Here is a 12,850-nt window from a genome sequence, read left to right as displayed (position 1 = left end):
TCGAATCGCTTCACCCGCTCCAGTTTCCTTCAGGGGAATCAAGCATCAGTGAAAAAAGGCCGGATCGTTTCCGGCCTTTTTCATTTCTGTGGGCAGCACGGCGAAACTTCTAAGCCGCGTTTCGTATCAATTCCCGCTTTTCGGAATCATGTTGCTTGGAGGATTCTTCTCAAGCACTTTTTCAGCGACCAAGCCGGCCAGCCCAGCCGGCCAGCCCGACCGACGCTTGATTGTCGACCTCCGGAATGCTCCGCTGCCTCAAGACATTCGGAGACGACAATGACCGGGTATATCGACCGCGAACGCGCCACGCAGCTGATGCAACGCGCCGGCATACAGGCGCTGGTGCTATGCGCGCCGGAGGCATTCCATTATGCGACCGGCGCGTGGATCGGACCGGCCGGCCTGTTTCGCCGCGCCGGCGCGGGTTTTGTCGTCATCCCCGACCGAGGCGATTTGCCGATCGGAGTCGTGGTCGGCGATTTCAACGCACCACAGGTTCGCGCGGCAATGCCGGGCGCTATCATCCGCGACCATCCAATCTGGATCGAAACCGCGACGCTGGCTGCCTCGACATCTGCGCAACCGCTTGCTGAACGCATCGAGGCTGGCCTGAAATCATCAGGCCGCGCACCGGAATTTTCACGGCCCGCGACGTTCGAGCTCGCTCGGTCCCTGGATCAGCTAAAAACAATCCTCGCAGAACTCGGACTGGATCGCACCACCATCGGCGTCGATCTGGATTTCATCGCCGCCGCCGATTTTTCCGTCATGCAGGCGCAGTTGCCGACCTCGACGCTGGTTGACGGCGCGCCGGTCCTGGACAGGTTGCGGTCGATCAAGTCGCAGCGTGAGATCGAACATCTCCGGCAAGGCATCATCCTGTCGGAAGCCGGGCTGGAGCGGCTGCAGGTGGATGCCATGGCCGGCATGCGTCAGGCCGACCTCGTCGCGCTTTATCGGCAAGGAGTTTCCAGCGCGGCGGCAGGACTGTCCCATCCTGTCGCGACCGCCGAGTACGTAACGCTGGGCGCCTGGCCCAAGGGTGCCGACGCGATCGCCATGCCTGGCGATCCGCTGAAAGCCGACATGGTCTGCACCGTTGGCGGCTACGCTTCCGACATGTCGCGCAATTTCATCTTCGGACCGCCGTCGGCCGACCAGGCCGAACTGCATGCCATCGCCGAACGCGCCTTCGACGACGGACTGGCCGCGCTCATGCCCGGCAAGTCGCTGGGCAGCGTGCACCGCGTCGCAACCGCGAGCCTGGCGCGGCAAGGCCTGCCTTCCTACCGCCGTGGCCATTTCGGTCACGGCGTCGGCCAGTCGGTATTCTCCGAACAATGGCCATTCATCTCGGCCGGCAGCGAAGTGGTGATCGAAGCCGGCATGGTGCTGGCCTTCGAGGTCCCGCTCTATATCGACGGCCTCGCCAGCTTCAATCTCGAAGACCAGTTCCTGATCACGCCGGATGGACCTGTCGCCATGAACCGCCTGCCGCGACGGCTGGAGGTCATCGGATAGCGAGGGTGGGGCGTTCCCGCAAAGTTTGTTCTCCACGGCGCCCCCCTCTGTCCTGCCGGACATCTCCCCCACAAGGAGGGAGATTGGCAGCTTCGGCTCCAGCCCCTCTTCTTGCTAAGTTGAAAATCAGCGGCAGCGATCACGACAGCCGATCTCCCCCCAACTGGGGGATGTCCGGTAGGACAGAGGGGGGTGCGATAGAGCGTGGATGCCGGACTATTCACCGCTCGGCCCTTGCCGTGCCGGGCAGCTAAGCGCTTATCGGCGGCCGCCTTTCCTTCCAGGGCATCGCCTGTTCCAACTGCGCGGAGGCGGCCAGCACCGTCGCCTCGTCGCCATAGCGGCCGACCAGTTGCACGCCGATCGGCACGCCGCCTTTCGACCAGCCCAGCGGCAGCGAGATCGCCGGCTGTCCGGAGATGTTGAAGGGGTAGGCAAACACCGAGTCCGCCCATTTGGCGTTGTAGCGGTCAATGTCGGTTTCCGACATGTCGTAATAGCCGAGCGGCCTGGGCAGCTGCGTCAGCGTCGGTGTTATGAACAGATCATAGGCGGTGAGATCGCCGACGATGTCGCGGCCGATCTGGCGCAATTGCTCGACATCCGAGACATGCCTGATGCCACTGGTCGAGCGGCCGCGCTCGATGATCGCCCAGGTCACCGCCTCGACATCCCTTGGCGTCACCGGCCGGCCGACCACTGTTTCAAGGTAATCGAAGGTCGCTGCCGTCTGCACGCAGGTCATGTTGGTGTAGGTCGCCCAGACCGCATTGGCGTCGAGCGGCATGTCGTGCTCCTCGACATGGTGCCCAAGACCCTCGAGGGCAGCCACGGTGGCCAGAACAGCCGCCTTCACCTCCGCGTCGATGACCGTGCCGTTCGGCGGTGTCACGGTAAAGCCGATGCGCAGCTTCTTCGGCGCACGCGACGAGAGACTGAGCCAGCTGCCATCGGGAACCGGCGGCGTATAGGCATCGCCAGGCAGCGCCCCGGCCACCGCGTCGAGATAGGCCGCGGTGTCGCGCACCGTGCGCGAGCAGCACAGGAAATAGGCGCCGCCATACCAATAGTCGCCGAACGGCGCGAGGCTGACGCGGCCACGCGACGGCTTCAGCCCGACAATGCCGCAGCATGACGCCGGGATGCGGATCGAGCCGGCGCCATCGCTGGCTTCGGCGATCGGCACCATGCGCGAGGCGATGGCGGCGGCGGCACCGCCGCTTGAGCCGCCCGGCGTGATGCCTTCCTTCCACGGGTTCTTCGTCGCGCCATAGAGTTTTGGCTCCGTCGTGATCGACCAGCCATTCTCCGGCGCGTTCGACTTGCCGATCAGCACCAGCCCGGCGGCCTTCATGCGGCGGACCACCTCGGTATCGAAGTCGGCGACGATGTCTTTCAGGAAGGCGCAGGAATTGGTGTTCGGCGCCCCGGTCCAGGACGACGCCAGCTCCTTGAGCAGGAACGGCACGCCGGCGAAGGGCGCATCTTTGTCGACAGTTCCGGCCTGGGCGCGCGCCATGTCGTAGAGCCTATGAACGACCGCGTTCAGCGCCGGGTTGAGCCGCTCGACCAGCGTGATTGCCGCTTCGACCAGTTCTGCTGGTGTGACTTGGCCGCTCCGCACCAGGCCGGCCAGATCAAGCGCGTCGGACTCGGCATAAGTCTGCAACAGACTGTCAGTGACAGCGGCCATATCTCTCTCCCTTGCAATGCTCCCGCCAACGGCATCCTCGCACCTTGCCGTGGCGGCGCCCGTGTCTGGCTCCAGCGCCAATCGCCGGATGACGTCAGGCCAGTTCGATGGTCCGCCCTTGCTCGATGCTCTGTTCGGCGGCCAGCACGATGCGCAGGCTGTTCACCGCCGCATCCATCTGCTCCGTCAGGTCGAGATCCTCGCGGATGGCGCGCAGGAAGAACGCCTGCTCGCGGTCGCAAAGCTCCTGGTGACCCGGCTCGTCCTCCATGCTGACGATCTCGTCGGGCTTGGAGAAATTCTTGTCGCCATCGACCTGCGCGTAGTGGATTTTCAGCGCGTCGGTCTTGGTGTGCCGGTCGATATCGGCGGAGTTCGAAACTTCGGCGGCGTCAGCGGCAGCGCTCGCCTGCTGGCCGGCGACAATGGAAACCGCGCCCTTGGGCCCAACAACATCCTTCACGAAATAGGCGGTCTCGCTCATCATCGGGCCCCAGCCCGCCTCATACCAGCCAACCGAACCGTCATCGAAGGTAACGTGGAGATGGCCGTAATTCTGCTTGTCGGCTTCCGCCCACAGCTTGGCGCCGATGCCATGCACGCGCACCGGCTTGGCGCCCGTCAGCTGGCACATGACGTCGACATAATGCACGCCGCAATCGACGATCGGGATCAGCGAATCGATCAGGTTCTTGTGCCAGTGCCAGGCGCTGCCGCTGCTCTGCTGGTTGAGGTTGAGGCGCATGACCAGCGGCTTGCCCAACGTCTTGCCGACCTCGATGAATTTGATCCAAGAGGGATGAACGCGCAGGATATAGCCGAGCACCAGCTTGCGGTTCTTCGCCCGCGCCGCCGCAACGACCTTCTCGGCATCCTCGTTGTTGGTGGCCAGCGGCTTTTCCATGAACACATGGCAATTGGCATCAATGGCCTTCAGCGCATATTCGGCATGCGTGTTCGGCCAGCTGTTGATGGAGACGGCGTCCGGCTTCGTCTCCTTCAGCGCCTTGTCGAAATCCTCATAGAGCGGATAGGTCGACAATTCCGCCGGGATCTTCGTGTTGCTCTTGATCGAGCGGCTCATGATGCCGACGATCTCGAAACCGTCGAGCCTGTGATAGGCGCTGGCATGCGACGCGCCCATATTGCCCAGGCCAACCACCAGCACTTTTACTTTTTCGGCCACCACGAGCTCCCAAGTTTTGATTGAATCTTGGACGGCAACTGCGCCACCGCCCGCATTGAACAATTGCCTAAGGCAATCATTTTAGGTTTGCGCTGCCCCTCATCCGCCTGCCGGCACCTTCTCCCCGTATAGTGACGGGGAGAAGGGAGATGACCGCGATGTTGGCGCCTTCTTGCAGTGCCGGCGATTGGCGAAGCCATCGATGGCAGCGTCTTTCTCCCCGTCCCTAAACGGGGAGAAATGCCCGGCAGGGCAATGAGGGGCGGAGCCGACATTGCCCAATCTTGCGCCCTTACTTGATTGCCGAGTCGAACAGATGCGCCTTGATCTTCTCGACATCGAGCGCGGCAAAGCCCTCCGACAGTTTGACGCCATCGGCATCGGCCTTGACCTTGGCCTTGTCGAAAGCATTGGCCGCCTCGATCAGCTCGTTGCTGCAGACATCCTCTGCCTTCACCGGGCTGGTGATCTGGCCGATCTTGTGGATCTCGTCGAAGAAGCCCTGCCAGCTCGCCATGTCGTGCGAGCCCCAGCCGCCGCGCTTGTCCATGTCGCCACGGAAGACATTGATCTGCTGCAGGATCGATGTCGTGCCGAGTTCCGGCCCGAGATTCTTGGCCAGCGTCGGGAATTGCTCGAACACGGCTTCGACCGCCGCGCGCGGGTTCTGGTAGCCGAATTCGAGGCCCATGGCCCAGCCGCGCAGGTACTTTTCCAGGAACGCCTTGCGGTCCGGGTCCGCGAGATCGGCGGCGCGCACGACAAAGGTGTTAGCCGGCAGTTTCGAATTCTTCACGCCGAGCCAGTATTCGAAGTCGAGGCCCTTGGCGATCCACTCGGCGCGCAGGCCTTCCCAGGCCAGCGCCGCGTCGCCCTGGCCGCCAGCCAATGCCGTGCCCCAGGTCGGCCAGCCGGCCTCGACATATTTCACCTTCTTGATGTCGACGCCTTGCGCGGCCAGCAGCGGATCGGTGATCGACTGCCAGGCGGCCGAGCCGAGCAGGATGGTCTTGCCTTCCAGCTTCTTCAGGTCGTTCGAGCCCTCGCCCTTGCGGAAGGCGATGCTGAACGTGTCGCGGGCGCCCATGTGGAACACCGACTTCAGCTTCATGCCGTTCTGGATGGCGAAGGAGAACACGCCGGGCGACGGAAAGCCCATGTCGGCCTGGCCGACATCGACGAACTTCACGGTCGCCGTGCCGTCCGATGGACCCGGCTGCATGTCGGTGTCGAGCCCGTCGAAATAGCCAGCCTTCTTGGCCGCCCAGTAGGGATAGTCGTCGAGCACTTCAAGCGTGCCGCGCGGCGAGATCCAGGTGAACTTGCCGTAGGGCTCGGCCTTGGCCCTGAGGCCCGATGCGCCGAGCGCGGTCGCCGTCACCAGCCCGGCGCCGGTGACCTGCAGGAAGTAGCGGCGGCTGATTCCCGCCTGGCTGATGGAATTCTCTTTGGTCATGGCATTCCCCTTTTTTGTTGATTGTCAGTCTTGCCTTGCCGCCCGCCTCCCGGGCGTTGTCTGCTTCCGCGTCAAGTCGTTGTCCCTATGCCTCCCAGCTCGCCCACTTCTTGCCGATCAGGAAGAACAGGACGTAGATGAGGATGCCGAGCGTCGACAGGATCAGCACCACCGCGAAGAATTGCGGCATCTGGATCATCGACGAATAGGTGGTCAGCCGGTTGCCGAGGCCAAAACCGCCGCCGACCATTTCGGCGCCGACCGCTGTCAGCAGCCCGAAGATGGCGCCGATCATCAGCCCGACCAGGATCATCGGCAGCGCCATCGGCGCGCGGATCTTCCAGAAAATCTGCAAGGTGCTGGCGCCGTAGGACCGCGCCAAAGCGATCTTGGCGCTGTCGACACGGCGGAACCCGGTGGCCGCGTTGATCATCACCATCGGCCCGGCCGCCAGCGCCACCGCGATGATGCGCGGCGTGTAACCGAAGCCGAAGCGCAGGATCAGAAGCGGCACCAGCGCCAGCATCGGCGTGGTGACCAGAAGCAGGATGTAGGGTGCGACAATCTTCTCGGCGAAGGGGAATTGCGTGATCACGGCGGCCAGCACCAGGCCGATGATGGCGCCGATGGTGAAACCCGAAAGCAGTTCGACCAGCGTGTAGCCCAGATGCGGCGCGATCAGCGGGAACTCGTCGAACAGCGCATAGGCGATCGAGCTTGGCGGCGGCATGATGTAGAGCGGCACAAGCAACAGCCGCAGCGCCAGTTCGATGCCGCCGATGATGATCACGGCCACGGCCAGAATGGCGGCGACTTCCTTGCCCGACTTGATGCCGGGGCCGCTGGCGAAGGCGGAAAGGTTGGTCAGGCTGACCTCATGGCCATCGCCGGTCTTTGTTTTCGAGAATTCCGGGATGGCGTCGCTCACGGCCTGATCCTCGCGATTTCAGCGGTGGTGCGCTCGGCTACCTCAGGACGCGTGCGTTCGCCGACAATGTCCATCTTGATCCGGTTGGTGAGATCGAAAACCTCCCGCGTCGCCATGATCTCCAGTGACCGCGGCCTTGGAAACGGCACGCGATATTCCTTGGCGACACGTCCCGGCCGCAAGCTCAGCACCACCACCCTGTCGGACAGGAAGATCGCTTCCTCGATGCTGTGGGTGATGAAGACAATGGTGGTCTTGGTATCGAGCCAGATCTCCTCGACCAGCCGGTTCATCTCCTCGCGGGTAAAGCTGTCGAGCGCGCCGAACGGCTCGTCCATCAGCAGCACCGAGGGTTTCAGCGCCAGCGCGCGCACGATCGCCGCGCGCTGCTGCATGCCGCCCGAAAGTTCGCGCGGGAACTTGCCGCCGAACCCATCCAGCCCGACGCGGTTCAGGAGATGCGCGATCCAGGCGCGGTCGGGCTTCTCGCCCTTGATCTCGAAGGGAAAGCGAATGTTGGCATCAAGATTGCGCCACGGCAGCAGGTTCGCTTCCTGGAAGACGATGCCGATATCGGGATGCGGGCCCGAGATGGGTTTGCCGTCGAGACGAATCTCGCCGCTGGTCAGGCTGTGCAGGCCTGACATCGACCACAGAAGCGTGGTCTTGCCGCAGCCGGACGGGCCGACGATCGAGACGATTTCATTGGCCCTGACATCGAGGCTGCAGCGGTCCAGCGCCAGCAGATCGCCGGAAGCCGTGCGGTAGATCTTGGTCGCTGCCTGCACGCCAAGTTTCGGGGTTGGTGCATCGCCCACGTTCATGCGCCCCTTTGAGATTGCGGGATGATCCAATGGTCATCCATCCGCATAAAATCAGTCTGTAACTATCCTACTTTCCTGTCAAGCGCGGACAGCCAGCTTAGAGCAAGGTCAACGTCTATCGTCTTTTATCTGTCTGTTTTATAACGATTTTCTTTATCTTGAAATGCGTGTTGCTTTCCTACATACTGCGGGAAAGCCGGTGAAACACAGGGCGGGGCCTTGCGGTCGGGATGAGCGGGCAAAGCGGGTGCCATACCCTTGCGGCACGCAGCAGTTGTGACGCCTCCAAGCGCGTGGAACGCCGGCCTGCAAACATGGTAAGAGCTTCGGTCCGCAAAGCATGGAGAGACCCGACCATATGACCGAAGCTGATAGCCAGGCAGGGATATCGGACAGCGACGCCGATGGGCGCGAGCACATCCGGCGCATCCCCGACATCATCTCGCTGGTCAAGGACACCTACGCCGAATTGCGCCCAGCCGAGCGGCGCGTCGCCGATGTCGTGCTCGACGATGTTAAATACGCGGTCGACGCGTCGAACGCCGCCCTGGCCCAGCGCGCCGGCGTCAGCGAACCGACAGTGACCCGCTTCTGCCGCGCCATTGGCTGCGAGGGCGTGCGTGATTTCAAGCTCAAGCTGGCGCAAAGCCTGGTCGTCGGCGCGCTCTATCTGAGCAAGCCTCCGGTCACCAGCGGCGACAACGGCATGCCGTTCTGGAACGCGGTGTTCGGCGAGGCGCGCCGGGCGCTGCAGGAAGCCGAGCGTCAGATCGATCCGGCGCAGCTGCAGAAGGCCGCCGAGCTCATCGCCAGGGCGCGCCAGGTCACGGTGTTCGGTCTCGGCGGCAGTTCTTCCGCGCTGGCGCAGGAAACCCAGTACCGGCTGTTTCGCTACGGCATCACCGTCAACGCCCAGTGCGACCCCTATCTGATGCGTATGACCGCTTCGACCCTGAAGCCCAACGACCTGGTGATCGCCCTCTCGGCGACTGGGCGCACGCGCGAAGTGATCGAGGCCGTCGAGCTTGCCAAGCATTACCGCGCCAACGCGATCGGCGTTACCGCGCCCGATACCGACCTCGCCCGCGCCTGCGATGTGCGGCTGACGGTGGCGGTAGCAGAATACCCCGACACGCTGAAGCCGACGGCCTCGCGCTACGCATTTCTCGCGGCGATCGACTTGCTGGCAGTGGCCACCGCCTACAAGCTCGATGGCGCGGCCCGCGAGACCGTCCGCCGTATCAAGTACAACGCCCAAATCCACCGCACCGGCAAGGAGATGGAGCCGCTGGGGGATTGAGGGGCGCTCTTCCTTCTCCCCCTGTGGGAGAATCGGCGCGCAGCGCCGAGACGGTTGAGGGGTGTTGGACTGAGTGCCGGCATCGCCAAGCTGGAGCACCCCTCATCCGACCTCGCTTCGCGAGGCCACCTTCTCCCACAGGGGGAGAAGGAAAGATCCGGTCGCACCGATTTGAAAGGGATGAAGGAAAAAATGCTCGACATGGCACCATCGAAACAGGCCACCGCATGGCTTGATTCCCTAGCGCGGGCGCTCGAAACAGGCGATGTGGCCGCAGCCGGCAACCTTTTCGTCGACGAGTGCTACTGGCGTGACCTCCTGACCTTCACCTGGAACATCAAGACCATGGAAGGCCGCGCGGCGATCGAGGACATGCTGAAGGCCACGCTTGCGGCAACCAACCCGTCTGCCTGGCAACTGACCGGCGAAGCGGTGTCGGACGAGGGCACCATCGAGGCCTGGTTCAGCTTCGAGACCGCGTCGGCCTGGGGCCAGGGCGTCATGCGGCTGCGCGACGGCCGCTGCCGGACGCTGTTCACGGCGATGACCGACCTCAAGGGGTTCGAGGAGCGCAAGGGCGCGGCGCGGCCCCTCGGCGTGCGCCACAAGGCCGACCCCAACCGCGAGACCTGGTCGGAGGCAAGGACACGCGAGACGCGCGAGCTCGGCGGCAGCGAACAGCCCTATTGCCTGGTCATCGGCGGCGGCCAGGGCGGCATCATGCTGGGCGCAAGGCTGCGGCAGCTCGGCGTGCCCACCATCGTCATCGAGAAGAATGCCCGGCCGGGTGATTCCTGGCGCAACCGCTACCGCTCGCTCGTGCTGCACGACCCGGTCTGGTACGACCATCTGCCCTACATTCCGTTTCCGGAAAACTGGCCGGTATTCACGCCCAAGGACAAGATGGGCGACTGGCTGGAAATGTACACGCGGGTGATGGAGCTCAACTACTGGGTCGCCACCAAGTGCGTCAGCGCCAGCTACGACGAGGCCGGGAAGGTCTGGACCGTGGTGGTGGACCGTGTCGGCCAGCGCGTCACGCTGAAGCCGAAGCACATCGTCTTCGCTACCGGCGCCTATGGCCCGCCGCGACGGATCGATCTGCCGGGAGCCGAGCTATTCAAGGGCGAGTTGCTGCATTCCAGCCAGTATGCCAGCGGCGAGAAATTTCGCGGCAAGAAGGTTGCCGTCATCGGCGCCGCCAGCTCCGGACATGATGTCAGCGTCGATCTCTGGGAAAGCGGCGCCAAGGTGACGATGATCCAGCGCTCGCCAACCACGGTGGTGAAGTCCGACACGCTGATGGAAGTCGGCTTCGAGATCTTTTCGGAGAATGCGCTTGCGCGCGGCATCACGACCGAGAAGGCCGACATGATCGTCGCCTCGACGCCCTTCGCGCTGCTGCCGAAGAGCCAGCAGGCCCTCTACGAAGTGATCAAGGCGCGCGACGCGGCCTTCTACGACCGCTTGCGCGGCGCCGGCTTTGCCATCGACTTCGGCGACGACGAAACCGGCCTGTTGATGAAGGCCTACCGCACCGGCTCAGGCTACTACATCGATGTCGGCGCCTCCGAACTGATCATCGATGGCCAGATCGGCGTGCGCGGCGGCACCGCCATCAAATCGCTGACGCCTGATGGCATCCTGTTCGAGGACGACACCGAGCTTGCCGTCGACGCCATCATCTCCTGCACCGGCTATCAGTCCATGAACGAGACGGTGGCCGGCATCGTCTCGCGCGAGGTCGCCGACAAGGTCGGCCCGTGCTGGGGGATTGGTTCAGGCGTGAAGGGCGATCCGGGGCCATGGCAAGGCGAGCTCCGCAACATGTGGAAGCCGACGGCGCAACAGGCGCTGTGGTTCCAGGGCGGCAACCTTGCCCTGTCGCGCTTCTATTCGAAATACGTGGCGCTGCAGATCAAGGCGCGGATGGAAGGCATTGCAACGCCGGTTTATGGCGCACCCAGCAACTCCGACAGATAAAGCAGACGCTCATCATCTCTCGTGTCCGGCGGCTCCTTCAGCCGTCGCCAATCGAGCGAATGACCCGCGCCGGATTCCCTCCGACAAGTGTATTCGGGGGGACATCCCTGGTGACCACGGAACCCGCGCCCACAACAGAGTTCTCGCCTATCGTCACACCGCCGATGATCGTGGCGCCTGCCGCGATCCAGACGTTTTTCCCGATCACAATAGGCTTTCCGATCGTGACGGCATGGCGCTGCGACGGCTCAAGCGGATGGCCCGTGGTGATGATGCTCACGTTCGGCCCGATCATCACGTCGTCGGCGATGTCGAGCCCGCCAAGGTCATAGAACGTGCAGTTCTGGTTGACGAAGACATTGCGCCCGATACGGATTTCGTCACCGCCGGCGGTATAGAAGGGCGGGATCAGCAAAAAGCTGTCGTCCACCTGCTTGCCGATGAGTTCGCTGAACAAGGCGCGAACTTCGTCCGCATCGTTGAACGTCAGGCGGTTAAGCCGGGCGGTGATCGCCATCGCTCGCTTGACGTTTGCCAGCATCGCCGCTGATTGCGGCGTCCTGCCATGAACTATCTTGGGATTGCCCTCATTCGACATTCATCGTTTTCCTCGGCCGCGTGTCCGGCGCGAGAGGGCAGCACCGAGATTCGCCGAGTGTAGCGGCAAAGCAGGAGGGCTGGAATCCATCTGATCCCGGGACAGGCCCTCAATCATGCCCATGCCCGAAATGTCGGGCCGCGACAGCGACATGCGACTCATCCGCATGCGCCTCGAACCGCTCCGTCTCGTCGTGGTCGTCCGCCTCGTTCGGCCACCAGGTGCCGCCGATCGCGATGCCTTCCGAAACCAGCCTCTGGTCGGCAACCAGCGAGGCACCGACGGCGTCGACAAAGGTGAAACGGCCTGGCCGCTGCCGCAGCACGGCAACGTCGCCAACGGTGCCAACCGCGAGCGTGCCGAGGTCAGGCCGCGCGATCGCTTGCGCCGGCGCTTGGGTTGCCGCGCGCAGAACCTCGACCAACGGCATGCCGAGCACCAGCAGCTTTGACATGCACACCAGAATGTCGAAGGCCGGACCGTCGACGCAGTAGAGATGCACGTCGCTGCTGATCACGTCGGGCGCCAGCCCTTCGGCCAGCATCGCCCGGGCCACGGCGAAATCGAACGAGCCCATGCCATGGCCGATGTCGAAGATGACGCCGCGCTCGCGCGCCAGCCGCATGTCTGGCCGCACCGCGCCCGAGGCGAAGACCGGCGCGTTGGGGAAAGGCCGGAAACAGTGGGTGAGAATGTCGCCCCGGCGCAGACGCGGCAGGACTTCCGAACGCCCGGGCGGCGGCTCGTCGATATGCGCCATCAGCGGCAGGCCGGCCTGGTCGGCGGCCTCCAGCGCCAGGTCGACCGGGGCGATGCCGCTGGTGCCACCGGCATGGCGCCCGGAACGCACCTTGACGCCGACGACGACATCGCGGTGCTCGCGCGCCGCCGCGACAACCTCGCGTGGGTTGCAGAGCCCGAGGTCGCTGCACTCGCCAACTGAAACGGTCTGCGAGAACCCGAAGATGCCGGCAAAGGAAATGTTGACATAGGCCAGGATGCGCACCTTCGAGCGCTCCATGACATGGCGGCGGAAGCCGAGGAAATTGCCGGCGCCGGCGCTGCCGGCGTCGATGAAGGTCGTGGTGCCGCTCTTGGCGGCAAGGCGGTCGGCATCGACGCCGAGTGATGTGCCGCCCCAGTAGACGTGGCTGTGCAGGTCGATCAGCCCGGGCGTGACAACGCAGCCGCTGGCGTCGATGACGCGCGTGGCGCGGTCCGTCGGAATGTCGCTTTCGACCGCGACCACGCGGCCATTGGCGATGGCGAGATCGCGTGGGGCGTCGAGCCCCGACGCCGGATCGATCAGCCGGCCACCCTTGAAAAGGAGATCAATCCGCATCCGCTCTCGCCTCCGC

General features: G+C 63.9%; 10 protein-coding genes. 3 read left to right on the top strand and 7 right to left on the bottom strand.

The annotated features are described in order from the left end of the window. Positions 1–279 precede the first annotated feature (279 nt). Positions 280–1,524 (top strand): M24 family metallopeptidase, encoded by a 1,245-nt coding sequence (locus GA829_RS04980; RefSeq protein ID WP_195177448.1) that lies wholly within the window; start codon positions 280–282, stop codon positions 1,522–1,524. A gap of 250 nt (positions 1,525–1,774) precedes the next feature. Here the strand turns inward: GA829_RS04980 and GA829_RS04975 are convergent, their stop codons facing one another. The 5 genes from GA829_RS04975 to GA829_RS04955 form a co-directional block, all read right to left on the bottom strand. Continuing rightward, positions 1,775–3,217, bottom strand: coding sequence for an amidase (locus tag GA829_RS04975; RefSeq protein WP_195177447.1), 1,443 nt, complete (start codon positions 3,215–3,217; stop codon positions 1,775–1,777). A 94-nt stretch (positions 3,218–3,311) separates the two neighbouring features. Beyond that, positions 3,312–4,403 carry a Gfo/Idh/MocA family protein gene (locus tag GA829_RS04970; protein ID WP_195177446.1) on the bottom strand — a complete coding sequence of 364 codons (1,092 nt, stop codon included), beginning with the start codon at positions 4,401–4,403 and terminating at the stop codon, positions 3,312–3,314. A gap of 292 nt (positions 4,404–4,695) precedes the next feature. Then, positions 4,696–5,859 carry an ABC transporter substrate-binding protein gene (locus GA829_RS04965; RefSeq protein WP_195177445.1) on the bottom strand — a complete coding sequence of 388 codons (1,164 nt, stop codon included), beginning with the start codon at positions 5,857–5,859 and terminating at the stop codon, positions 4,696–4,698. A gap of 85 nt (positions 5,860–5,944) precedes the next feature. Beyond that, positions 5,945–6,787, bottom strand: a complete 843-nt coding sequence (locus GA829_RS04960; RefSeq protein WP_195177444.1) for an ABC transporter permease — start codon at positions 6,785–6,787, stop codon at positions 5,945–5,947. Further along, positions 6,784–7,611: an ABC transporter ATP-binding protein gene (locus tag GA829_RS04955; protein WP_195177443.1), complete on the bottom strand. Its 828-nt coding sequence runs from the start codon at positions 7,609–7,611 to the stop codon at positions 6,784–6,786. The genes GA829_RS04960 and GA829_RS04955 overlap by 4 nt, the downstream gene beginning before the upstream one ends. Positions 7,612–7,969: 358 nt before the next feature. Between GA829_RS04955 and GA829_RS04950 the strand changes: the two genes are divergently transcribed. After that, complete coding sequence (locus tag GA829_RS04950; RefSeq protein WP_195177442.1) at positions 7,970–8,911, top strand: MurR/RpiR family transcriptional regulator; 942 nt, start codon at positions 7,970–7,972, stop codon at positions 8,909–8,911. Positions 8,912–9,103: 192 nt separating this feature from the next. Next, complete coding sequence (locus tag GA829_RS04945) at positions 9,104–10,894, top strand: NAD(P)/FAD-dependent oxidoreductase (RefSeq protein WP_195177441.1); 1,791 nt, start codon at positions 9,104–9,106, stop codon at positions 10,892–10,894. Positions 10,895–10,931: 37 nt separating this feature from the next. Here GA829_RS04945 and GA829_RS04940 read toward each other — a convergent pair whose 3' ends face one another. Next, the gene (locus GA829_RS04940; RefSeq protein ID WP_195177440.1) at positions 10,932–11,492 is read right to left on the bottom strand and encodes a sugar O-acetyltransferase; all 561 of its coding nucleotides are present in this window, start codon (positions 11,490–11,492) and stop codon (positions 10,932–10,934) included. A 109-nt stretch (positions 11,493–11,601) separates the two neighbouring features. Continuing rightward, positions 11,602–12,834, bottom strand: a complete 1,233-nt coding sequence (locus tag GA829_RS04935) for an amidohydrolase/deacetylase family metallohydrolase (RefSeq protein ID WP_195177439.1) — start codon at positions 12,832–12,834, stop codon at positions 11,602–11,604. Positions 12,835–12,850 lie beyond the last annotated feature (16 nt).

Origin of the sequence: Mesorhizobium sp. INR15 (assembly GCF_015500075.1) — a bacterium.
Taxonomy (GTDB): domain Bacteria; phylum Pseudomonadota; class Alphaproteobacteria; order Rhizobiales; family Rhizobiaceae; genus Mesorhizobium.
Note: the sequence above shows the minus strand (reverse complement) of the source record. Positions and strands in the feature narration are given on the sequence as shown.